Origin of the sequence: Pseudomonas sp. 22072, assembly GCF_052046095.1 — a bacterium.
GTDB lineage: Bacteria > Pseudomonadota > Gammaproteobacteria > Pseudomonadales > Pseudomonadaceae > Aquipseudomonas > Aquipseudomonas paracarnis.
Genome location: NZ_JBQEQE010000030.1, coordinates 24340 through 47600 on the forward strand (window position 1 = coordinate 24340; position 23261 = coordinate 47600).

The 23261-nt window shown below is 61.4% G+C and carries 22 protein-coding genes; 10 read left to right on the forward strand and 12 right to left on the reverse strand.

The window, feature by feature from the left end:
* Positions 1 to 11: 11 nt before the first annotated feature.
* Entirely contained in the window at positions 12 to 956 is a 945-nt protein-coding gene (cpaB, locus tag ACTJLA_RS23330) for a Flp pilus assembly protein CpaB (RefSeq protein WP_314551635.1), read from the reverse strand.
* Between the two features lie 337 nt (positions 957 to 1293).
* Between cpaB and ACTJLA_RS23335 the strand changes: the two genes are divergently transcribed.
* Both ACTJLA_RS23335 and ACTJLA_RS23340 read left to right on the forward strand, forming a co-directional pair.
* Positions 1294 to 1491 carry a Flp family type IVb pilin gene (locus ACTJLA_RS23335; protein WP_034125890.1) on the forward strand — a complete coding sequence of 66 codons (198 nt, stop codon included), beginning with the start codon at positions 1294 to 1296 and terminating at the stop codon, positions 1489 to 1491.
* 53 nt (positions 1492 to 1544) lie between these two features.
* A complete protein-coding gene (locus tag ACTJLA_RS23340) occupies positions 1545 to 1949 on the forward strand; it encodes a response regulator (protein ID WP_034125891.1) in 405 nt (134 codons plus the stop codon).
* A 227-nt stretch (positions 1950 to 2176) separates the two neighbouring features.
* On the opposite strand, the gene ACTJLA_RS23345 is transcribed toward ACTJLA_RS23340, so the two are convergent.
* The 4 genes from ACTJLA_RS23345 to ACTJLA_RS23360 form a co-directional block, all read right to left on the reverse strand.
* Positions 2177 to 3859 (reverse strand): ShlB/FhaC/HecB family hemolysin secretion/activation protein, encoded by a 1683-nt coding sequence (locus tag ACTJLA_RS23345; RefSeq protein ID WP_072445967.1) that lies wholly within the window; start codon positions 3857 to 3859, stop codon positions 2177 to 2179.
* A 186-nt stretch (positions 3860 to 4045) separates the two neighbouring features.
* Positions 4046 to 5860 (reverse strand): collagen-like triple helix repeat-containing protein, encoded by a 1815-nt coding sequence (locus ACTJLA_RS23350; RefSeq protein ID WP_440842227.1) that lies wholly within the window; start codon positions 5858 to 5860, stop codon positions 4046 to 4048.
* 300 nt (positions 5861 to 6160) lie between these two features.
* Entirely contained in the window at positions 6161 to 7009 is an 849-nt protein-coding gene (locus ACTJLA_RS23355) for a MaoC family dehydratase (RefSeq protein ID WP_314551644.1), read from the reverse strand.
* A 2-nt stretch (positions 7010 to 7011) separates the two neighbouring features.
* Entirely contained in the window at positions 7012 to 8364 is a 1353-nt protein-coding gene (locus ACTJLA_RS23360; protein WP_054896414.1) for a 3-oxoacyl-ACP reductase, read from the reverse strand.
* 113 nt (positions 8365 to 8477) lie between these two features.
* Between ACTJLA_RS23360 and ACTJLA_RS23365 the strand changes: the two genes are divergently transcribed.
* Positions 8478 to 9755 (forward strand): acetyl-CoA C-acetyltransferase, encoded by a 1278-nt coding sequence (locus ACTJLA_RS23365; RefSeq protein ID WP_200583575.1) that lies wholly within the window; start codon positions 8478 to 8480, stop codon positions 9753 to 9755.
* A gap of 134 nt (positions 9756 to 9889) precedes the next feature.
* Entirely contained in the window at positions 9890 to 10789 is a 900-nt protein-coding gene (locus ACTJLA_RS23370; RefSeq protein ID WP_014716761.1) for a PA4780 family RIO1-like protein kinase, read from the forward strand.
* Between the two features lie 134 nt (positions 10790 to 10923).
* Here ACTJLA_RS23370 and cueR read toward each other — a convergent pair whose 3' ends face one another.
* The 3 genes from cueR to ACTJLA_RS23385 all read right to left on the reverse strand — a co-directional run bounded on the left by cueR (position 10924) and on the right by ACTJLA_RS23385 (position 14108).
* Positions 10924 to 11325, reverse strand: coding sequence for a Cu(I)-responsive transcriptional regulator (gene cueR / locus ACTJLA_RS23375; RefSeq protein WP_003188242.1), 402 nt, complete (start codon positions 11323 to 11325; stop codon positions 10924 to 10926).
* Positions 11322 to 13523, reverse strand: a complete 2202-nt coding sequence (locus tag ACTJLA_RS23380) for a heavy metal translocating P-type ATPase (RefSeq protein WP_314551652.1) — start codon at positions 13521 to 13523, stop codon at positions 11322 to 11324. The genes cueR and ACTJLA_RS23380 overlap by 4 nt, the downstream gene beginning before the upstream one ends.
* Positions 13524 to 13727: 204 nt before the next feature.
* Positions 13728 to 14108, reverse strand: a complete 381-nt coding sequence (locus tag ACTJLA_RS23385; protein ID WP_034125899.1) for a hypothetical protein — start codon at positions 14106 to 14108, stop codon at positions 13728 to 13730.
* 147 nt (positions 14109 to 14255) lie between these two features.
* Here ACTJLA_RS23385 and ACTJLA_RS23390 point away from each other — a divergent pair, with 147 nt between their 5' ends.
* The gene (locus ACTJLA_RS23390) at positions 14256 to 14453 is read left to right on the forward strand and encodes a heavy-metal-associated domain-containing protein (protein WP_054896417.1); all 198 of its coding nucleotides are present in this window, start codon (positions 14256 to 14258) and stop codon (positions 14451 to 14453) included.
* Between the two features lie 86 nt (positions 14454 to 14539).
* Complete coding sequence (locus ACTJLA_RS23395; RefSeq protein WP_057977734.1) at positions 14540 to 15733, forward strand: multidrug effflux MFS transporter; 1194 nt, start codon at positions 14540 to 14542, stop codon at positions 15731 to 15733.
* An 8-nt stretch (positions 15734 to 15741) separates the two neighbouring features.
* On the opposite strand, the gene ACTJLA_RS23400 is transcribed toward ACTJLA_RS23395, so the two are convergent.
* From ACTJLA_RS23400 to ACTJLA_RS23410, 3 genes are all read right to left on the reverse strand, one after another.
* On the reverse strand, positions 15742 to 15921 hold the full coding sequence (locus tag ACTJLA_RS23400; protein WP_014716767.1) for a hypothetical protein: 180 nt from the start codon (positions 15919 to 15921) through the stop codon (positions 15742 to 15744).
* Between the two features lie 146 nt (positions 15922 to 16067).
* Positions 16068 to 17081, reverse strand: coding sequence for a zinc-binding alcohol dehydrogenase family protein (locus ACTJLA_RS23405; protein WP_236456000.1), 1014 nt, complete (start codon positions 17079 to 17081; stop codon positions 16068 to 16070).
* 137 nt (positions 17082 to 17218) lie between these two features.
* Positions 17219 to 17512: a putative quinol monooxygenase gene (locus ACTJLA_RS23410; RefSeq protein ID WP_003188253.1), complete on the reverse strand. Its 294-nt coding sequence runs from the start codon at positions 17510 to 17512 to the stop codon at positions 17219 to 17221.
* Between the two features lie 117 nt (positions 17513 to 17629).
* Between ACTJLA_RS23410 and ACTJLA_RS23415 the strand changes: the two genes are divergently transcribed.
* From ACTJLA_RS23415 to ACTJLA_RS23425, 3 genes are all read left to right on the forward strand, one after another.
* On the forward strand, positions 17630 to 18559 hold the full coding sequence (locus ACTJLA_RS23415; RefSeq protein ID WP_314551666.1) for a LysR family transcriptional regulator: 930 nt from the start codon (positions 17630 to 17632) through the stop codon (positions 18557 to 18559).
* Between the two features lie 134 nt (positions 18560 to 18693).
* Complete coding sequence (locus ACTJLA_RS23420) at positions 18694 to 19380, forward strand: ArsR/SmtB family transcription factor (protein ID WP_054918749.1); 687 nt, start codon at positions 18694 to 18696, stop codon at positions 19378 to 19380.
* 97 nt (positions 19381 to 19477) lie between these two features.
* A complete protein-coding gene (locus ACTJLA_RS23425) occupies positions 19478 to 20848 on the forward strand; it encodes an MFS transporter (RefSeq protein ID WP_054918747.1) in 1371 nt (456 codons plus the stop codon).
* 126 nt (positions 20849 to 20974) lie between these two features.
* On the opposite strand, the gene ACTJLA_RS23430 is transcribed toward ACTJLA_RS23425, so the two are convergent.
* Positions 20975 to 21928, reverse strand: a complete 954-nt coding sequence (locus ACTJLA_RS23430; RefSeq protein WP_314551670.1) for an adenosine deaminase — start codon at positions 21926 to 21928, stop codon at positions 20975 to 20977.
* 193 nt (positions 21929 to 22121) lie between these two features.
* On the opposite strand from ACTJLA_RS23430, the gene ACTJLA_RS23435 reads away from it, so the two are divergent.
* Positions 22122 to 23213 (forward strand): calcium:proton antiporter, encoded by a 1092-nt coding sequence (locus ACTJLA_RS23435; RefSeq protein WP_003188263.1) that lies wholly within the window; start codon positions 22122 to 22124, stop codon positions 23211 to 23213.
* Positions 23214 to 23261: the final 48 nt, after the last annotated feature.

Sequence of the window (23261 nt, forward strand, 5' to 3'; positions counted from 1 at the left end):
TCCTTGTTCAATCAGGGGGTAGGTTGTGCTGCCGCCGCGCCGCGAATCACTTCGATACCCTGACGCTGGCCGGTGAGGGCCACCGCGGGGGTGATTTTTTTCGGCGGGCCGCTGAGGGCCAATTGGGTGAATTGGTAGAGGTCGCGGTTGGCGCTTTGCACCTTGTCCGGGGTGTCGCTTTCACCGGCCCAGTAGCGGCTGAGCAATTGTTCGTCGGCACTGCGCACGGCCAGGCGCAGCGTGCCGGCTTGGGAAGCGAGCATCAGCCGACTCAGCAATTGTTCGGGCACCGCCAGCACCACACTGCGCGCGGCGGTGCGACGTTGAGCCGCCTGGGCGCGTTCTTCGGCGGTGGCGGGTGGCGGTACTGCCGGGCTGCCGTCGTTGGCCAAACCCAGTTGGTCGCCGACGCTGAGCAGGCGAATCGCCGGGATGACCACCTGCGCCGATTGCTCGGCATTGGCATTGTCCTGGCGCAAGAACAACAAGACATCCACGTAGTCGCCGGGGCTCAACTGGCCACCGGCACCGATGACCTCGTCGACGGCGACGGCGAGCGCGCGTTCATCCGCACGAATCATGCGGGCCAGGGGGCCGCCGGCGGTGAAGCTTTCATCATTGAGCCAGGTGCCGGCACCCAGGGCCCGCAAAGGCGTACGACCGATGGCCTGGTCAACGCTGGTCAGGCTGCCTGCCGGCACGGTGCGCAGTTTTTCCACGGCTACATCGGCAGCGGTGAGGGGCACAAAAGGCGCAACCGCGTGCACCAGTACCACGACGGGCTGGCGGGTCTGGTCTTCCACGACTGCAACGGTTTTTTCCACGGAAATGACAGGTTGTGGCGAGGGTGCTACGGCAGGTGCCGGTGGACGGCTGAGCACCAGGCCCCAATACCCTGCCACCAGGGCTCCGATAAGCAGCAAGCCAGCCAGGACCATGCTGATGCGACTGTTCATGACGGCGCTCCCTATCCTGTTGCACTACTTTTATTCCCGTTAATCCAAACGAGTTAAATTCGCAACTGGGCTGTGATGAACAACTAACGATTTGGCTATTTGAAGGTAGCTCAGCTAGGACGAAATGCCATTACCGAACGAAAAATTTATCGATGTTTTTAGAATCGGGCCTTTAAACAACGGACTTGCAGGGCGCATGGAGCCACTAATACTTTATGATTAATTCATTCTTACAGTTGTGAGTGTTAAATTTGTTGACAATGCTCTAGTGGCACACGGCAATCATTGTGCGGGCCAGCTGTATCGGCGCTTTGTGGCGCATGAAGGAGATCTCAACATGATCCTTGACCTGTTCTTGAAATTTTATGTTCACGCTCAGTTATTCCTGCGTCGCAGAGATGGGGCGTCGGCTATTGAATATGTGATTATCGTCGCGATAGTTGCGTTGGTGATCGTCGGTATTGGTACTGGGCTTGGCGATAAGATAAAAGGCATCTTCGAGCAAGTGTCCGATGCGCTGCCAGCGGCGACTTAGCCGTCATTGCAGTATTCTTTCGTTCCGGTGATTCTTTTTATCAGGTACCGCCCATGACCCACCCTTCGTCATCCCGCCAACAAATCCTATTGGTGGACGACGAGGAGGATGCGCTGGTGGAGTTGGCCGAATCCCTCGAAAACGAGGGGTTCGTCTGTTTCACCGCGACCTCCGTCACCTTCGCCTTGCAAGAATTGACACTTCACCCTGATATCGCTCTGGTCATCACCGATCTGCGCATGCCCGAGGAAAGTGGTATCTCCTTGATCAAGCGCCTGCGCGAACATACCTCACGCTCGCATTTGCCTGTGATCGTGATGTCTGGCCATGCAGAAATGGACGATGTCAGCGATATGCTGCGCTTGCAGGTGCTGGACTTGTTTCGCAAGCCGATCTACCTGGTGCGCTTGCTCGATACCCTCAACAGCCTGTTTCCCCTCTCTACACCTGGTCGGTAACGGACCTGCACCGCTTATTAAATGTGGGAGCTGGCTTGCCTGCGATGATGGCCGAACAGTCAGCGACTAACTGCCTGACACTCCGAAACCCAACTGTGGGAGCTGGCTTGCTCGCGAAGGCGGTATGGCAGACCGAGATATGTACTCATTCCAACCCAATTAAATGGTCGACCCGAAGAGCGCCATCGCAGGCAAGCCAGCTCCCACATTGATTACAGGTGCCCTCGTCACAGTTGATAACTGAAGCTCAGCGTATACCGAGGCCTGCGATTGAAGCTGTCCAGGGCGATATCCGACATTGGCTTGGCCGCTTCCAGCGCGATGTTGTAATACTTGTTGTCGCCAAAGCGTAAACCTACCGCCGCCGACGACATGTCGTTGGCCTTGACCGGCAGGTCGTTGAACCAGGATTTGGCGCGATCGACCACTACGTAGGGTTGCAGGATTTTCACCCAGTTGCCGGCGCGGTTGAAGCTGTAGTTGACCTCGTACGCCACCCCCCAGCCTTTGTCGCCCGAGCCTTGGTCGTCCGGGTAGCCGCGGCCGAAATTTTGCCCCCCGAAGGTGGCGCGTTCGCTGTCGGGCAGGGTGTTGTTGCTCCAGTACAGCGCGCCGGAAAGTACGCCTTGCCAGTTGTCGAAGAACTTGTCACTTTGCACGCCGGAGAGGCGCAGGCGGAAGAAGTCGAGGTCGGGTTTAGCCACGTCCAGGTCACTGCGGGCCTTGGCGCCCAGACCATCGATGCCCTGGTACAGGCCACCGCTGATGATGCGTAGGCGTCGCGCGTCGGCTTTGCGCCAATCACCTTCGAAGGCCAGGGCGCGCAGGTTGGATTCGATGTCGAAACGCAGCGGGTAACCCACCAGTTTATAGCGCGTAGTCTGGTCGACCGCGTACAGGCGTGTGCCCAGGGTGAAGGACTCGGTCGGGGAGGCAATGAACGGGTGGCTCAGGCCGATGGAGTAGCGGTCGATGGACTGGTGCGGCTTGAGTTCGAAACCGCCGTCCAGTTGCACGCTGCTGCTGGGGTCGGCGCGATAGCGCTCGGCGGCGAGCGCCAGTTGGGTGCCTTCGGCATTGATGAATTGGTTGTAGTCCACGCGGTAGTAATGCTCTTTGTCCTCGCCGGGTGGGAACAGGCCGCTGATGCTGAGCTGCTCGCCCATGGACGTCTGGGAATTGCTGGTGGCGCTCAGCAACGCTTGCGTGCCGCCACGGCTTTTCTGCACCAGGCTCATGCTGGTGGTGAAAGGTTTGCGGCTGGCCTGGATCTGCATGTGCGTGGCGCCATCGGTGGTGCCTGGCGGCGGTACTTGCGCTTGTACGCTGAGGCCGGGGATGCGGCTCATCAGCGTGGTATAGCGCTCGAAGGTCTTGCGAGTCAGTGGGCGTTCGGCCAGGAGCTTTTGCGCGAGTTTATCGACGTAGGCCGACACCGAACCAATGTCGCCGGTTTGTTGATAGTCCTTGATGTAGCCTTCCACCAGTACCACGCGGACCAGGCCATTTTCGAAGTTCTGTTGCGGCAGGAAGGCGTAGGACAGCAGGTAGCCATCCTCCTGATAACGGCGGGTGATGCCACGGGTCGCTTCAATCAGTTGCGCAAGGTTGGTTTCACGTCCAATCAACGGCGCATACACCTGCGCCGTCTCGGCGAGCGGGTAGACCGTTCCGCCTTCGATCTGCAACTTTCGAATAGTGACCTTGGTGTCCATCAACAGCGGCTGGCCTGCAGTCGGCGGCGCCTCGGGTACTTGGGTTTTCGACGTGGGTGGTCGGTAGGCGTCCGCGGGCAGGTTGGGTACCGGCAGGGTGCGGACAGTGTCGTTGCTGTTAAGAAAGCTGGGAAGGGTCTCGGCCTGGGCGTAAGCACTGAGGGTGAGCAATAACAACGGGGTCAACACGCGCATAGGACACTCCATGGTCAACTGCAGCAGCGCTTCGGGCCCGCCGGGTTCTGGGACTCGGTTCGGGAGGGCGGCGACTGATCACAGGTGTCGCTGCCCATAAAAAAGACGAGAGACTTATTAAAGGTCTCTCGTCTCAACCAAGCGTAGGCGCTGTAGGGGAGGCCGTCTAATCGGCCAGGTGCATTTCTATTTGCCGGTCAGGCCATTCAACAAACCGCCCAGACCGCCTGTGGCCGTAGTGCCGCCCGTGGTGGTGGCAGTGCCGGTTGCTGTGGCGGTGGTGCCGATATTCAGGCCGCCGAGCAAACCACCGCTGGTGCCGCCAGTCGCGCCGCCGGTTACCAGGCCACCCACCGAGGCGACGGTGCCGCCGACCGCTGTGACGGTGGTGCCTACCGCGTTGGTGATCGGGTTGGCATTGGCTGCCGTCAAGTTAGTGCCCACGCTGCTCACAGCGCCGCCGACTTGAGTGACCAAACCATTGACCGGAACACCCACACCGGTCGTGGTGCCGATGGTTTGGGTCAGGTTGGTGACGCCGCTGGTCACAGGGTTGAGCGCTGCGCCGACATTGGCCGCTACGGTGGCGACCGGTGCGGTGGCTGCGGTGTTTGCTACACCTGTGCCACCCAGCACAGTGCCCAGCGACGCAACGGTGCCGCCTACTGCACCACCGGTCACACCCGCTGCACTGACTGTGCCGTTGGTATTGCCCACGTTCAGGCCGGTACCCACGTTAGCCACCAGGCCACCCACCAGTTCCGGAATGCCGGGAGCCGAGGTGCCACCGGTTGGGGCGACATAACCACCTGATTTATCCAGGGTGCCACCGACGCCAGTGAGCACGGTGCCGACAACGCTGGTGACCGGGTTGCCCGTGCCGCCCGTGCTGGCGACTTGAGTACCCAAGCTGGTGACGGTCGAGCCGACCTTATCCAGTACGCCATTGAGTGGAGTGCCCAGGCCGGTTGCGTTACCCAGGTTGCCGGTGGTGTTTTCCACCAGCGACACCACAGGCACCACGACTTTGCTGCCCAAGGTGTTGGTCAACGAACCCAGCGGGCCGGTGGTGCTGGCCGTACTTAGGGTATCGCCGAGCATGGTGACGGTGGTGCCGACCTTATCTACGACGCCACCTACCGCAGTACCCACTCCGCCTGTCGCGCCGCCGACCACAGGTATTCCGCCGAGAGTGGTTGACAGTGTTTGGCCGGTGGTCGAGAGGCCGCCGCCCAGGTCGGCCACGCCATTACCTACGCCTGCCACCGTAGTGCCCAGGGAGTTGGTGTTGGTGCCCAGTGAGCCCAAGCCGGTGGTCACACCTGTGCCGATGCTGTTAACAGCGGTGCCTGCCGAGGTGACCAGGCCGCCAGCGGTTGCGCCGACGATGGGTACGCCATTCAACGTCGAACCCAGGTTACCGACCGCTGTACCGACATTGCCCACAGTGGTGCCAAGGGTGCCGGCAATCTGGCCGGTGACCAGTGGGGTGGTTGTCGAACCGGTGCCGCCGCCAGTACCGCCGCCGGTGCCGCCGCCAGTGCCGCCGCCGGTGCCGCCGCCAGTGCCGCCGCCAGTGCCGCCGCCGGTGCCGCCGCCAGTGCCGCCGCCAGTGCCGCCGCCGGTGCCGCCGCCAGTACCGCCGCCGGTGCCACCGCCAGTACCGCCGCCGGTGCCACCGCCAGTACCGCCGCCAGTACCGCCGCCGGTGCCGCCGCCAGTGCCACCGCCAGTTCCGCCGTCACCACCGCCCGTGCCACCGCCGGTTCCGCCGCCAGTACCGCCGTCACCGCCGCCTGTGCCACCACCGGTACCACCGCCTGTACCGCCATCACCGCCACCAGTACCGCCTCCGGCACCTGCACCTGCACCTGCATCCGGCGATGACGCCGCCACGCTGGATTTATGCCCGCCACCACCGCTGCTGCAGCCGCCCAGGCTCATTGCCAGAATCAGGGCCAGCGCGGTACTTGCTTTCCAAAACACGACTTGAGTTTTCATGATTGAGTTCCTTGCACCTGGTACAACCTTGGTTGTTTCAAACCTTCGTTACTTCTTCGGATAACGATAGGTTTGTCCGTGTGGCTATCTCAGGCGAGGGCACTCTTTCACGCAACGCTCAACTTGGTATTAACGATTTATATACATCCGGCCATCGTCGGCTTAATGACTAATGCCAAAGGTGTAATGGAAGGGTGTTTCAGGATTTTTATATTAGTAAAATCAAAGTGTTGTAAATAAAGACGGACCTCGTAAGGTCCGCTATAACTTAGGGTGTATATATACAATTAATCAGGGTTTTCAGGCAGTCGGCTGCCACTGCCCCAGCATATGTTGTATATCCCCAGCGCCTTTGAGTTCCAACGTCCCGCTGGAACCGGCCGCGCTGCTCATCAATATCACTTCACTGGGCAGGCGCACCGGTTTCATGAACGCGACGTCGATTTCAATATTGGCGGCCGGTAAGTGTTCTGCCAGCGCCGCGAGAGTGCGCGCCTTGTTCCATAACCCGTGGGCGATGGCCTGGGGAAAACCGAACAACTTCGCGGTCGGGGTACTGAGGTGGATGGGGTTGTAGTCGCCAGACACTCGGGCGTAGCGTCGGCCAATATCAGGGGGGGCTTTCCAGCGCGTCAGTTCGGTGAGCGTTCCTGGAGTCTGCGATCCGCTGTCCGCAGCTTCGCCTTCAACCTTTACGCCCCGACATAGCATTTGGCTTTCGCCCTCCCACAAGAGCCCAAGGGCATCCTCGACAACCGTCACGATGTCAAAGGTGGCCCCCTTGGGATGGGGGCTGAGATTGCGTGCGTAGACACCGACACTCACGTCATCCACGCCACCCAACGGCCGATGAATACGGATGCGATTGCGCAGGTGGATCAACCCCAGCAACGGAAACGGAAAGCTCTTGTCCGTCAGCAGTTGCAGTTGCAGGCCGAACGCGAGGATATGCGGATAAGTCGCCGGCAGCATCGGGCTGTCAGCAAAACCGCACACCTTGCGGTACGCGGCAACGGCGCTGGGGTTGATATTCATCCGGCAGCGCAACCCACGTTCGGGCAGTGAGCTGCCGGTGATCTTGCGCTTGAGCGCCGCACGCCAATACAGCGGCAGTAGGGGCGGGGTGCTGTCCAACGTTTGCCATTGCATGCTTACGCTCCCAGAAGACTTTGCCCACACACCCGCAGCGCTTGCCCGCTGACCGCGCCGGAACCCGGCTGGCTCAGCCAGGCGACGGCTTCGGCCACGTCCTGGGGCAAGCCACCTTGGCCCAGGGAACTCATGCGGCGCCCGGCCTCGCGCAGGGCGAAGGGAATATGCGCGGTCATCTGGGTTTCGATAAACCCTGGCGCGACGGCGTTGATGCTGATCCCACGCTCCTTCAACAGCGGCGCCCAGGCTTGAGCCAGGCCGATCAACCCGGCCTTGCTTGCGGCATAGTTGGTTTGCCCACGATTGCCGGCGATGCCACTGATGGAAGCCAGCAACACCACCCGTGCATTGTCCTGCAGGGTGCCGCTGTCGAGCAGGGCCTTGGTCAGCACTTGCGCAGCCTTGAGGTTGACCGCCAGCACTGCGTCCCAGTATTCCGGGGTCATGTTGGCCAGGGTTTTGTCGCGGGTGATGCCGGCGTTGTGCACCAGGATGTCGAGCCCGTCTGGCAGGTGCTCGATCAGTTGGCGTGCGGCATCTTCGGCGCAGATATCCAGGGCCACCGTGCGTGCATTCAGGCGTGCGGCCAGGGCTTCAAGGTCGGCCTTGGCCTGGGGCACATCGAGCAGAATGACCTCGGCGCCGTCGCGGGCCAGGGTTTCGGCGATGGAGGCACCGATGCCTCGAGCGGCGCCGGTAACCAACGCCTTGCGCCCGGCCAAGGGGCGCGTCCAGTCTTGCACCGGTGTGTCGCAAGCTGACAGGCGAATCACCTGGCCCGATATATAAGCGCTTTTGGGCGAGAGAAAAAACCGCAGCGCGCCCTCCAACTGGCCTTCGGCACCGTCGCCCACGTACAGCAACTGCAGCACGCCACCGCTGCGCAACTCCTTGGCCAAAGAGCGGCTGAACCCTTCCAGGGCGCGCTGGGCGCTGGCGGCGAACGGATCGCTGAGGCTTTCCGGCGCCCGGCCAAGGATCACCAAGTGGGCACTGTGGTCGAGGTTTTTAAGCAGTGGTTGGAAGAATTCGCGCAGCTGCTTGAGCTGGTCGGTGTGCTGCAAACCGCTGGCATCGAACACCACCGCCTTGAGCTTGGGGCCGTGTCCTGGAATCCACGCGGGTGCTGTCGAGGCTTCGGCGCCGTAGCTGTAGACGGCGTCGGTGAGTCGGTTGGCAAATGCCAGCACCTGGGTAGCCAATGCGCCACCGCCCAGCAGCAGCGCACCTTCGACCGGGCGCAGGCGCCCGGCTTGCCAGCGTTCCAGGCGTACCGGTGACGGCAGGCCAATGGCGGCGACCAGGCGATGGCCGAGGCTTGAGTTGGCGAAGTCGATATAACGGTCAGACATGGAACGCTCTCCGAAGGCTGGGGTTCAAAGGTTGACCACCCTGGGGTGGCAGTCGTTCGATTGAGCCTAGGCTAGGCTTGATGATTCCACCCACCACCACAAGGGAGCTTTCCATGACTCAATTGCGCCGTGTAGCGATCATTGGCGGTAATCGCATTCCTTTCGCCCGATCCAATGGCCCCTACGCCACGGCGAGCAACCAGGCGATGCTGACTGCCGCGCTGGAGGGCCTGATCGAGCGCTACAACCTGCACGGCCTGCGCATGGGCGAAGTGGCCGCCGGCGCGGTGCTCAAGCATTCCCGTGATTTCAACCTGACGCGTGAATGCGTGCTCGGTTCGCGCCTGTCACCGCAAACCCCTGCGTACGACATTCAGCAAGCTTGCGGCACGGGGCTTGAGGCGGCGCTGCTGGTGGCCAATAAAATTGCCCTGGGCCAGATCGAATGCGGCATTGCCGGCGGGGTGGACACCACCTCGGATGCACCGATTGGTGTGAATGAAGGGCTGCGCAAGATCCTGCTGCAAGCCAACCGCAGCAAATCCCTGGCAGATAAATTAAAACTCCTGTTACAACTTCGTCCTCATCACCTCAAGCCGGAACTGCCGCGCAACGGCGAACCGCGTACCGGTCTGTCCATGGGCCAGCACTGCGAACTGATGGCCCAGACTTGGCAGATCCCTCGTGCCGAGCAGGACCAGCTTGCGCTGGAGAGCCACCAGAAGATGGCGGCGGCCTACGCCGAAGGCTGGCACAACGATTTGCTCACGCCCTTTCTCGGCCTCACCCGCGACAACAACCTGCGCCCCGACCTGACCCTGGAAAAACTCGCCAGCCTCAAGCCGGCCTTCGAGCGCAGCGAAAAGGGCACGCTCACCGCCGGTAACTCCACGCCGCTGACCGATGGTGCCTCTCTGGTGCTGCTGGGCAGCGAGGCGTGGGCCAAGGAGCGCGGCCTGCCGATCCTGGCTTACCTGCGCGATGGCGAAGCAGCGGCGGTGGATTTCGTCCACGGCGCCGAGGGCCTGTTGATGGCGCCGGTGTATGCGGTGCCACGCTTGCTGGCGCGCAACGGCCTGACCTTGCAGGACTTTGATTACTACGAGATCCACGAGGCCTTCGCCGCCCAAGTGCTGTGCACGCTCAAGGCCTGGGAAGACGCCGACTATTGCAAGACCCGCCTGGGCCTGGACGCACCGCTGGGGTCGATCGACCGCAGCCGGCTCAACGTCAAGGGCAGTTCCCTGGCGGCGGGCCATCCGTTTGCCGCCACCGGTGGGCGGATCGTCGCCAACTTGGCTAAATTGTTGGATGCGGCGGGCAAGGGCCGTGGGCTGATTTCCATTTGTGCCGCCGGTGGCCAAGGCGTGACGGCGATTATCGAACGCTGATTGCCGACAAAATTGGCCCATTGAATGCATTCTCAAGGGGTCAGAGGTCAGTAGCCTCTCCCCCCGGCGAGCCGATTGCCGTATAACGAGTGCCACACGCGTGTTTGGTAATACAGGACCCACAATAAAAGCTGATGAAGACTCCTAAACGCATTGAACCCCTGATCGAAGACGGTCTGGTCGACGAAGTGCTGCGCCCTCTGATGAGTGGTAAAGAAGCAGCTGTTTATGTGGTGCGCTGCGGCAATGAATTGCGTTGCGCCAAGGTTTACAAGGAGGCGAATAAACGAAGTTTTCGTCAGGCATCCGAATACCAGGAAGGCCGTAAGGTCCGTAACAGCCGCCAGGCACGAGCCATGGCCAAGGGCTCCAAGTTCGGCAAGAAAGAAACCGAAGATGCCTGGCAGAACGCGGAAGTGGCGGCGCTGTTTCGCCTGGCCGGTGCGGGCGTTCGTGTGCCCCAGCCGTTCGACTTTCTCGAAGGCGTACTGTTGATGGAACTGGTGGCCGACGAATACGGCGATGCGGCGCCGCGTCTGAATGACGTAGTGCTGGAGCCGGACCAGGCGCGCGAATACCACGCTTTCCTGATCTCCCAGATCGTGCTGATGCTGTGCACCGGCCTGGTGCACGGTGACCTTTCCGAGTTCAACGTACTGCTCACGCCTACGGGCCCGGTGATCATCGACCTGCCCCAGGCGGTGGATGCGGCGGGTAACAACCACGCGTTCAGCATGCTGGAGCGCGACGTTGGCAACATGGCTTCCTACTTCGGGCGTTTTGCCCCGGAGTTGAAGAAAACCAAGTACGCCAAGGAAATGTGGGCGCTGTATGAAGCCGGCACCTTGCACCCGGCCAGTGTATTGACCGGTGAGTTCGACGAACCGGAAGAACTGGCGGATGTGGGCGGTGTGATCCGCGAAATCGAAGCGGCGCGGCTGGATGAAGAGCGTCGCCAGGCGATTCGCGCGGCGGATGATGCGCCACCAAGCAAAGTGCCGGACGAGCCACCGCCGCCGCCTTGGATGCAGTAACTTACAGCGACGCTGATCGTTCCCACGCTCTGCGTGGGAATGCATCCCTGGACGCTCTGCGTCCTAAAGCGTGACGCGGAGCGTCGAAAGCGGCATTCCCACGCGGAGCGTGGGAACGATCATTGTGCTGTCTGTCAGGCGCAGCAGTTGCCCGCTGCCAACTCCTTGAGGATCGGGCAATCGGGCCGGTGATCGCCCTGGCAGTGCTCCATCAGGTCCTGCAAGGTATCGCGCAGTTGCCCCAGCTCGCGAATCTTGTGGTTCAGCTCGTCGATGTGCTGGCGCGCCAGGGCTTTTACGTCGGCGCTGGCCCGCTGGCGGTCCTCCCACAGGGTCAGCAACTTGCCGACTTCTTCCAGTGAAAACCCCAGGTCTCGCGAGCGCTTGATGAACGTCAGGGTGTGCAGGTCGTCGTGGCCGTACACCCGGTAGCCGCTGTCGGTGCGGTGGGCGGTTTTCAGCAGGCCAATGGATTCGTAGTAGCGAATCATCTTCGCACTTAGCCCGCTGGTGCGGGCGGCTTGGCCGATGTTCATGGGCGTTGATCCTCCAATTCCTTGGGTTTCCAGGTTTTCAACAACAGGGCATTACTCACTACGCTGACGCTGGACAAGGCCATGGCAGCGCCAGCCAGTACCGGGTTGAGCAGGCCGAAGGCGGCCAGGGGAATGCCGATCAAGTTATACACAAAGGCCCAGAACAGATTCTGTCGAATTTTCGCGTAGGTCTTGCGGCTGATCTCCAGGGCGGCCGGCACCAGGAGCGGGTCGCCACGCATCAAGGTGATACCGGCGGCGTGCATGGCCACGTCGGTGCCGCCGCCCATGGCGATGCCGATATCGGCAGCGGCCAGGGCTGGTGCATCGTTGATACCGTCGCCGACCATGGCCACCACGCCGGTTTTTTTCAGCTCGGCCACGGCAGCGGCTTTATAGGCGGGCAGTACTTCGGCATGCACATCGTCGATGCCCAAGGCCTCGGCCACCACCCGTGCACTGCCGTGGTTATCGCCGGTGATCAGGTGGCTGCTGATGTGCTGCGCCTTGAGTTGTTGCACGGCTTGCAACGCGCCGGGCTTGAGCGTGTCGCCAAAGGCAAACAGCCCCAGCACACGGGGTTGCGCGCCTTGTTCGATCAGCCAGGACAAGGTGCGGCCTTCGGCTTCCCATTCCTTGGCACGAGGGCCTAAATCGCCTGCGTCCAGGCCGGTCTCTTCCAGCAAGCGGCGATTACCCAGCGCCAATGGCCGACCGTCGAGCGTACCGGCAATGCCGCGCCCGGTCAGGGATTGGCTGGCGCTCACATCGGCCACGTCCAAGCCTCTTTCGCGGCAAGCATCCAGCACGGCTTTGGCCAGTGGGTGCTCACTGCCGCGTTGCAGGGCGCCGGCCTGTTGCAACAATAGGGCTTCGTCACCATCCACGGCCGCCAAATGCGCAATGTTGGGCGCGCCTGAGGTGAGGGTGCCGGTTTTGTCGAACACCACGGCGCTCACGGCGTGGGCACGTTCCAGGGCTTCGGCGTCCTTGATCAAAATGCCATGGCGTGCGGCGACGCCAGTGCCGGCCATGATCGCGGTCGGTGTGGCCAGGCCCAGGGCACAAGGGCAGGCGATCACCAATACGGCCACCGCATTGATGATGGCGGTTTCCAGGGATGCGCCATACAGCCACCAGCCCACTACGGTAATCAGCGCCAATACCAGCACGGCCGGCACGAACACCTGGCTGACTTTATCCACCAGTTTCTGAATCGGTGCCTTGGCGGCCTGGGCGTCTTCGACCAGGCGGATGATGCGCGCCAGCACGCTTTCCGCGCCCAGGGCCAGGGTGCGCACCAGCAGGCGGCCTTCACCGTTGATGGCGCCACCGGTGACCGCGTCGCCGGGTTGTTTGGGCACCGGCAGGCTTTCGCCGCTGATCAGGGCTTCATCGGCATGGCTCTGGCCTTCCACCACCTCACCGTCCACCGGGAAGCGTTCGCCGGGTTTGACCAGCACCAGGTCGCCGTGCTTCAACGCACTGATGGCGACGTCTTCTTCACGGCCGTCCTGCACGCGAATCGCACGTTCCGGACGCAAGGCTTCAAGGGCGCGGATGGCGCTGGCGGTCTGGCGCTTGGCGCGGCTTTCCAGGTATTTGCCCAGCAGCACCAGGGCGATCACCACCGCCGAGGCTTCGAAGTACAAGTGCGGCGTCACGCCTGGGGCGGCGGTGAGCCATTCATAGATACTCAAGCCGTAGCCGGCACTGGTACCGATCGCCACCAGCAGGTCCATATTGCCGGCGCCGGCGCGCACGGCTTTCCACGCGGCGACATAGAAGCGCGCACCCAGGATGAATTGCACCGGCGTGGCCAGGGCAAACTGTATCCAGGCGGGGAGCATCCAGTGCAGGCCGAAGGGTTCTACCAGCATCGGCAGCACCAAGGGCAGCGCCAGCAGAATGCCCGCCACCAGCGACCAGCGCTCGCGGCGCAGGCGCCGGGCCTGATCGGCGTCGGTAGCGGTTTCGCTTTGGGGCAGGCTGGCGGTGTAGCCGGCTTTGTCGACGGCGGCGATCAACACGCTGGGGTCCATCTGGCCCTGTACTTCGATGTGCGCGCGCTCATTGGCCAGGTTGACGCTGACACGTTGCACGCCAGGCACTTTGCCCAGCGCGCGTTCGACCCGCCCGGCACAGCTGGCACAGGTCATGCCGCCGATGGGCAGGTCAAAGGTGGTGGATCCATTCATGGGGCAGTCCTCCAGAAGAAGTTGCCACTAGGATCAACCTTAACCTGTGGGGAAGGTCAAGCCCGATCGTTCCCACGCTCTGCGTGGGAATACAGCCCGTGACGCTCCGCGTCACCCTGGCGTTGAAGTAGTGCCTTGTACCCGGGACGCAGCGCGTCCGATGAGGCGTTCTCACGCAGAGCGTGGGAACGATCGTGGGGTTACTCAGTATTCCAGTTTCGCCGCTTTGAGGTACATACCGTCCGGGCCCAGTGCAATGCGTAATTTGCGTACATCACCGGCTTTCAAGGTGATGTTCTGCGCGGGAGGCGCGAGCATGCCTGGCAGACAGCCGGGGGCCTGACTCGGCAACACTTTCAGGCGCAGCGACACATCGCCGGGGGGAAGGTTGAAGGAGGTGGCCTGTTCCTGGAACAGACGCCCGGCCAGTTGGTCCTGGATATACAGGCCGATCTCGCAGTGGGTCGGCACTTCCAGGCGTTCGCGGGAAATAATCAGCACCGCATAATCTTCAGCTGCCAGGGCTTGGGGCGCAGCGGCAGGCAAGCTCATCAGGCCGGCAAGGGCAAAAAACGACCAGCGCATGGCGAATGCTCCATGGTTCACAGCTAGGGAGGTTGAAGCTTGGACGACGCCGCCGCCGAATACCAGCCCGGCAGAAATACTGAGAACTTGACCTTGCCATCATGGCAAGCTCGACACTGGGCTCAACCTCATCAAAGGAGTCATGTCATGCAAATATTCAGCGTTGAAGGAATGACCTGTGGCCATTGCGTTAAAGCGGTGACCCAGGCGGTACAGAGCAAGGATTCGGCAGCAAGTGTGGAGGTCGACTTGAAGGCTAAAGAAGTGCGGGTGGCAAGCAGTCTGTCCTCTGACCAAGTGATCGATCTGATTGCCGAGGAAGGCTACAGCGTCAAGTTGGCGTGATTTTCTGATCGTTAGCCACCTAACGTAATGTTCATGGCACCCAAGCGCGGCTAGACTGTCGAGCTGCCGACTCACTTGGGTGTCTGATGAACCTTCGCATAATCCTGATTCTGGGCGCCTTGAGCGCCTTCGCGCCGTTGGCGATCGACTTTTACCTGCCGGGATTTCCGGCAATGGCCTCGGCCTTCGCCACTGACGAAAAACATATCCAGCTGACCCTGGCGGTGTATTTCGCGGGCCTGGCTATTGGCCAATTGATCTACGGGCCGCTGGCCGACCGCTTTGGCCGGCGCGTGCCGTTGCTCAGCGGCGTCACCCTGTTTACCCTCGCGTCTTTCGCTTGTGCGTATGCGCCGTCCCTGGAATGGCTGATCGGTGCACGCTTCGTGCAGGCCCTTGGCGGGTGTGCGGGCATGGTGATTTCCCGGGCGGTGGTCAGTGACAAATGCGATGCCGTGGGTTCGGCCAAGGTGTATTCGCAACTGATGCTGGTGACCGGCCTGGCCCCGATCCTGGCGCCGTTGGCCGGTGGCCTGATGGTCGGCGTGTGGGGCTGGCAGTCGATTTTCCTGGCGTTGTCGTTGTTCAGCGTGATGGCGGCCATCGCCGTGGCGGTCGGGTTGCCGGAAACCTTCCCGGCCAATCAGCCGCGCCAGCCGTTGTCGGGCTCGTTGCGCCGCTACGGCTCGCTACTGTCAGACCGGGTGTACCTGGGCTATGCCTTGACCGGCGGCATCTCGATTGCCGGGATGTTTGCCTACATCGCCGGTTCCCCCTTCGTGTTTATCAAGCTCTATGGCGTACCGGCCGAGCATTACGGCTGGTTGTTTGGCTCCAACGCCGCGGGCTTTATCCTGGTGGCGCAACTGAACGCAAGATTGCTCGCCAAGCGCGGCCCGGCGTTTTTGTTGTCGCGTACCGTGTGGGTGTACGTGGCGGCGGCGTTGACGCTGTTGGGAATTGCCGCGTTGCGCACTGAGGCACTATGGCCGTTATTGGTGCCGCTGTTTATCTGTATCGCCAGTCTGGGCTGCATTTTGCCGAATACCTCGGCCTGTGCCATGAGCGGGCAGGGGGCTCGGGCCGGCAGCGCATCGGCGTTGCTCGGTTGCATTCAGTTCGGTGTGGCTGCAGGGGCGGCGTCGTTGGTCGGTGTGTTGCACGACGGCACGGCGATGCCGATGGCCATGGTCATCAGCCTCTGCGGGGTGCTGGCGGTGACCATTGCCATGGCGACCCAGCGCCTGCAACGGGCAAGGGCCGTACAGGCGCAGGTCTGAAGTTGGGCTCAGCCAGCGGAACGTTGCTGGTTGAGAGGGAAGCGATGGGGCGCCTGGATCCGGGCCTGCAGCGTGTCGGCGAAGGCGCGGGCCTCGGCTTCACTGCGAAAGGTGATGGCCTCGCCGTCGAGACGAACTTGCCATTGGCTGCCTGGGGATTTTGCTAACGCTTTTATCAGGATTTTCATTGCTGACTTCCTCACGTAAAAGAATCGTGGCAAAGGCGGCCAATATAAACCTGAACGGGCGCATAAATATGACAAGGATCAACTCTCGGACTAATGGTGTCGTCCGTTACCTACGTGGATAACAGACGACACTGACAGCCGTTTTTTCAGAACCCTTCCAGCACGATCTTGCCCTTGGCCTTGCCGCTTTCCAGTAGAGCGTGGGCGCGGCGCAGGTTCGCCGCATTGATCACGCCGAAGTGCTCGCCCACCGTGGTTTTCAGGGTGCCGGCGTCGATCAGTTCGGCCACGCGATTGAGCAGGTTGTGCTGCTCGATCATGTCTGGCGTTTCGAACATCGAACGGGTGTACATGAACTCCCAGTGCAGCGACAGGCTCTTGCGCTTGAGCTTGCTCACATCGAGGGCCTTGGGATCGTCGATCAACGCCAGCTTGCCTTGGGGTTGCAGTGCTTCGACCAGTTGGTCCAAGTGTTGCTCGGTCTGGGTCAGGCTGGCGACGTGGGTCACTTGCCCGTGCCCGGCCTGTTTCAACACTTCGCTCAGCGGCTGGCTGTGGTCGATCACCACGTGTGCTCCCAGGGCCTTGGCCCATGCGTGAGTCTCGGGGCGCGAGGCGGTGCCGATGACCTTCAACGCGGTGAGCTGGTTGGCCAACTGAGTCAGGATCGACCCCACACCACCGGCAGCGCCGACGATCAGCAGACTCTGGCCTTGATCGTCTTTGCCTTCAGTCACCTGCAAACGTTCGAACAACAGCTCCCACGCAGTGATAGCGGTCAACGGCAATGCGGCCGCTTCGGCAAACCCCAGGCTTTGGGGCATATGGCCGACGATGCGCTCATCAACTGTGTGCAATTCGCTGTTGCCGCCTGAGCGTACCAGGGAACCGGCGTAGTACACCTTGTCGCCGGCCTTGAACAACGTCACGTCACTGCCGACCGCCTTGACCACACCCGCCACGTCCCAACCCAGCACCTTGGCGGCGCCATTTTCCGGGGCGACGTTCTGGCGCACCTTGGTGTCCACCGGGTTGACCGAGATGGCTTTGACTTCCACCAACAGGTCACGGGGGCCGGCCACGGGGGCTGGTAGTTCGATGTCTTGCAGGGATTCTGGATCGGTGATCGGCAGTGAGGCGTAGTAGGCGATGGCTTTCATGATGACTCCAAGTGAATACGGTCAAGGTAGGAGCGAGCTTGCTCGCGAAGATCGTTAACGATGACGCGGTGTTTCTGGTTTCGCGCCTCGTCGTTGGGGTTTTCGCGAGCACGCTCGTTCCTACAAAAAAGGCGGGATCAGGCGAGAAATTTCAGGCGCTTGAGTTCGAAGTGTTCGATCACATCGGCGGCCTTGGCGCGAAAGCTCTGGATATGCGCGCTCTGGTCGTGGTCGGCCAGTGCAGCGTCGTCGCTCCAGCGCTCGAGCATGTAGAAAGTCTCGGGGTGCTGCAGGTCCTGGTGCAGGTCGTACTGCTCGCAACCGGCTTCCAGGCGGGTCGGTTCCAGCAGGCCGCGCAGCAGGGTTTCCAGGGTGGCGTGCTGGCCGGGTTTGGCGATCAGCGTGGCGATGACATTAAAAGCGGTGGACATAGTCGACTCCGGGCACGGGCTAACGGGATGGGCAGATGATTGGCTATTTCCCACGCCGATAAAAGCGGCTAAAACAGCAGGCTGTTTCAACCAAATATTGATAATGAGCGGAAATGCATGCTGCGTTTTGATGATTTGCAGTTGTTTGTGCGGGCCGCCGACTTGGGTAGCCTGTCGGCTGCGGCGCGGGTCATGGACCTGTCACCGGCGGTGGCCAGTGCCGCGCTCAAGCGTATCGAACAGCAACTGGGTACGCGCTTGCTGGCGCGCTCCACCCGCAGCCTGCGCCTGACGGCCGAAGGTGAGGGCTTCCTTGCGTACGCGCGGGCGTCACTGAGCGCGCTGGATGAAGGGCGGCGCCTATTGGCCAGTGGCCAGGATCATGTCAGTGGTGTGCTGCAATTGTCGGCACCCTCGGATTTCGGCCGCAACCAACTGTTGCCGTGGCTGGATGCGTTCCAGCGGGAGCATCCGCAACTGAACGTGCGCCTGTTGCTCGGTGATCGCATCGCCGACCTGTTCCGCCAGCCCGTGGACATTGCCCTGCGTTACGGCGAACCCGAAGACTCCAGCCTGATTGCGCTGCCCATTGCTCCGGACAATATTCGCGTACTCTGCGCCGCCCCCAGTTACCTCGCCCGGCATGGCGAGCCGCGCCATCTGGAGCAATTGGCCCAGCACAATTGCCTGCTGTACATGCTCGGCAGCCGCGTCCACGACCACTGGGGTTTTTACGATGGCAAGCGCCATGTGGGCCTGACGGTCAGCGGCGATCGCTTCAGCGATGACGCCGATGTGGTGCGCCGCTGGGCGGTGGCGGGCATGGGCATCGCCTACAAGTCCTGGCTGGATGTGAGCACCGATGTGCTGGCCGGGCGCTTGCGTCTGATCCTGCCGGAACTGCAGGGTGAGCGCACCCCGCTCAACCTGCTGTGCGCCCACCGTGCGCAATTGAGTAAACCCATCAATCTGCTGCGGGACATGCTCGTGTCCCGTTGTGCGACATTGACGGCCCAGCGACCGGGACGAATGGCTTCTCGTCAATAGCCTGCGCCACGCTCGGAAGTTTCACTCATATCTTGTCCTGATTTGCACCGTCAGACACCGGGGAACCTACTGCCTGCGCACCTATACTTGGGCGTCAACCGCAGCAGAAAAATGGTTTAACAGGGAGTGAATACATGGGAGCAGCACCTTGCATCAGTCAGATCGCCAGCTTGCTCGCCGAGCCTAAACGCACGGCCATGCTCTGGGCCTTGATGGACGGTTCGGCGAAGACTTCCGAAGAGCTGGCGACGCTGGCCGGGCTGTCGCCGGCGTCAGCCAATGCACATTTGGCGCGGCTGTCCGGCAGCGGCCTGTTGCGGATCGAGGCGCGGCGGGGCCAGCGCCTGTTTCGTGTAGCGGCGGCCGATGTCAGTGCCGCCATTGATGCGCTGGCCAGCACCACTATGGCCAGCGCGGCCCGCAGCACACCTGATGTTTTGCCAACGGCGCTGCGCGCACCGCCATTGCTGCGCCGTGCCCGCTGGTGCCATGGCCACCTCGGCGGCGAGCTGGCGGCGCAGTTGTATCAACGGATGCTTGAGGCCGGGTGGATCGAGCGCCATGAGCCGCGTACAGAGGTGACGCCCAATGGCGTGCAGGCATTGGCGCAGCTGGGCATTTTTACCCAGGCATTGGCATCGCCGCTGGCCTGCGACTGTTTCGACTGGAGCCAGCAACAACCCCACCTGGGCGGTGCGTTGGGGGCGGGCTTGATGCAACTGTTTCTGCAGGCGAACTGGATCAGCGTGATCAACGAGTCACGGGCCTTGTCGGTCAATGACCTGGGGCTTGAGCACATAGCTCGCATTGCCAAGCTGTAGGCGTCGTTCTCAGCTGTCGTCAGGTCGCATCCAGCAATAGCCGGCGCAAACGATGCCGCACACTCGCAAGGGGGATTTTTCATACGAGGGGTGTGGCATGGATAGGCAGGGTTATAGCGCGGCGGAACGCCTGGAACGGTTGCCCATCAGCGGTTACCACCGAATCATTTTCATCATCATCGCCCTGGCGTTTTTCTTTGACTCCATGGACCTGGCGATGATGACCTTCCTGTTGGGCTCGATCAAAACCGAGTTTGGCCTGAGCACGGCCCAGGCCGGGTTGCTGGCCAGTTCGAGTTTTTTCGGCATGGTGGTGGGCGCTTCGCTGTCCGGGATGCTTGCTGATCGATTCGGTCGCAAACCGGTGTTTCAGTGGAGCATCGTCCTCTGGGGGTTGGCGAGCTATTTGTGTTCCACGGCCCAGACGGTGGAGACGCTGACGTTGTTTCGGATCCTGCTGGGCATTGGCATGGGCATGGAGTTTCCCATTGCCCAGTCGATGCTGTCGGAGCTGATCCCCGCCAAAAGACGCGGGCGCTATATCGCCTTGATGGATGGTTTCTGGCCGTTGGGCTTTGTGGCTGCGGGCGTACTGTCTTACTTCTTGTTGCCGGTGATTGGCTGGCGCGACATCTTCCTGGTGCTGGCGGTACCGGCGGTGTTCGTGCTGGCCATCCGTTTCTTTATCCCGGAGTCGCCGCGTTGGCTGGAACAGGCTGGGCGCCATGAGGCGGCGGACAAGGTCTTGCTTGGCATCGAGCAGAAGGTGCGCGATTCCCTGGGCGGCGCCGACTTGCCGGAGCCAGTTGCTTTGCCACGGGTAGAGAGTACGCCGGGGACGTTTTTCTCCGCGTTCCAGCAGCTGTGGTCGGCGCAGTACCGCCAACGCACGATGATGATCTGGAGTGTGTGGTTCTTCGCCCTGCTTGGGTTCTACGGGCTGACGTCGTGGTTGAGTGCGTTGTTGCAGCAATCGGGTTTTGCCGTGACTCAGTCGGTGTATTACACGGTGATCATTTCCCTGGGCGGAATCCCAGGTTTTTTGATGGCCGCGTGGTTGGTGGAGCGCTGGGGACGCAAGCCTGTGTGCGTGGTGACCCTGCTGGGCGGCGGGGTGATGGCGTTTCTGTATGGGCAGAGCGCAGTGTTTGGCGGCAACGTGGGCCTGCTGATCACCTCGGGGTTGTTGATGCAGTTCTTCCTGTTTGGCATGTGGGCGGTGCTGTACACCTACACGCCGGAGTTGTATCCCACCTCGGCACGTGCAACCGGCTCGGGGTTTGCGTCGGCGATTGGGCGGGTTGGTTCGTTGCTGGGGCCGTTGGTGACCGGGTTGGTGTTCCCGATAACCGGGCAGGGCGGGGTATTTGCCTTGGGCGCGCTGTGCTTTGCGGTGGCGGCGCTGGTGGTGTGGCTGTTCGGGATGGAGACCAAGGGCAAGACCCTGGAAGAACTCACCCAGGCTTGAAGCTGATGGGGCCATATGGGAGCCGGGCTTGCCCGCGATAGCGGTAGGTCAGGCAATAAGAGGCTGGCTGATACACCGCTATCGCAGGCAAGCCAGCTCCCACAGGTTGAGTCCAAGTCTATTCAGTTACGGTTTCACGAGCCGCGCATCCAGGCTGTTCTGCGCCAGGCGTTTGGCCTGGTCCTGGGTCATGCCCAGGGAGGTGTGCAGCACGTGGAAGTTCTCGGTGACATAACCGCCGAAGTAGGCAGGGTCGTCCGAGTTCACGGTGACTTTTACACCACGCTCGAGCATGTCGAGGATGTTGTGCTGGGCCATGTCGTCGAACACGCAGAGCTTGGTGTTGGACAGCGGGCATACCGTCAGCGGGATCTGTTCGTCGATGATGCGCTGCATCAAGCGCTCGTCTTCAATGGCTCGCACGCCGTGGTCGATGCGCTGGATTTTCAGCAGGTCGATGGCTTCCCAGATGTACTCGGGCGGGCCTTCTTCACCGGCGTGGGCCACGGTCAGGAAGCCTTCGTGACGGGCACGGTCGAACACGCGCTGGAACTTGCTCGGTGGGTGGCCCATTTCCGAGCTGTCCAGGCCCACGGCCACGAACGCGTCACGGAACGGCAGCGCCTGGTCGAGGGTTTTCTGCGCTTCGTCTTCGCTCAGGTGGCGCAGGAAGCTGAGGATCAAACCGCTGGTGATGCCCAGTTGCTGCTCGCCGTCTTTAAGCGCAGCGGCGATGCCGTTGAGCACCACTTCGAACGGCACGCCACGGTCGGTGTGGGTTTGCGGGTCGAAGAAGGGTTCGGTGTGGATCACGTTCTGGGCCTTGCAGCGCAGCAGGTAAGCCCAGGTCAGGTCGTAGAAGTCCTGGGACGTGCGCAGCACATCGGCACCCTTGTAATACAGGTCGAGAAACTCTTGCAGGTTGTTGAAGGCGTAGGCTTTGCGCAGGGTTTCGACGTCGTTCCATGGCAGCGCAATCTTGTTGCGCTCGGCCAGGGCGAACAGCAACTCAGGCTCCAGCGAGCCTTCCAGGTGCAGGTGCAATTCAGCCTTGGGCAGGGCGTTGAGCCAATCGTACATTTTTAAAATCTCATCAGGTGCAATGGCGGCATTCTACAGGCCACGGCTGAAATAATCGGCAAAACCTGACCAGCAGGAGAGTATTTCTGTCACTCACGCAAGGGCGGCCTGAACTAAGGTGTAACGAAACGTTAGCGGCTCGGCGCAGTCTGTACCCCATCAATGACTGATTCGCTGTACGAAAAGGCCCGGAATGCTCACATCCCTCAAGCAAGAAAAATTCATGCTGCTGGCGCTGATTGCCGCCATCGCCGCCTACCCGCTGGAGCACTGGATGCTCCACAGCGGCCAACTGGTTGCGTTGCTGGCCGGCTTTGCGCTGATCGCGTTTATCGTGATGGCGTCGATGCGCGTGGCCCATCACGCCGAACAGTTGGCGGAAAAAGTCGGCGACCCCTACGGCACCATGATCCTGACCCTCGCCGCGGTATTGGTGGAAGTGGTGATCCTGGCGATCATGATGAGTAACGAGCCATCGCCCACCCTGGTGCGCGACACCATCTACTCAGCGGTGATGCTCGATATCAACGGTATCCTCGGCCTGGCCGCGCTGATGGGCGGCATCAAGCATGGCGAACAGTCCTACAACGATGACTCAGCGCGCACCTACAGTGTGATGATTCTTACCGCCATGGGGGTGTCGATGGTGGTACCGGAATTTATCCCCGAAGCGGACTGGAAAATTTACTCGGCTTTCACCATTGGCGCGATGGTGGTGCTTTACACCTTGTTCCTGCGCATGCAGGTGGGGCCGCACAGTTATTTCTTCAGCTACAGCTACCCGGAGAAACGCCGTAAGAAACAGCCGGAAGACGAGCACGCGCCGTCTGTCAGCCTGACGTTTTCCATTGCGACCCTGGTGTTTGGGGTGATCGTGATTGGCGCGCTGGCCGAGGTGATGTCCAAGACCCTCGACCTGGGCCTGGAAGGCACAGGCGCACCACCAGTGATTACCGCGATTGTGGTGGCGGCTATCTCGGCCGCTCCGGAAATCCTCACGGCATTGCGCGCCGCGTTGGCCAACCGCATGCAATCGGTGGTCAACATCGCGCTGGGGGCTTCGTTGTCCACGGTGATCCTGACGGTGCCGGTGATGGAAGCCATGGCGCTCTACACCGGGCAGCCGTTCCAGATGGCGATGACGCCGGTGCAAACGGTGATGGTGTTTATCACGCTGATCGTCAGCGCGATCAACCTCAACGATGGTGAAACCAATGCGATAGAAGGGATGACGCATTTTGTGTTGTTTGCGACCTTTATCATGCTGTCGCTGTTGGGGCTGTAACCCGATTTGAAAGGCGCCGCAGATCCAATGGGGGAGCCGGTTTTTGGG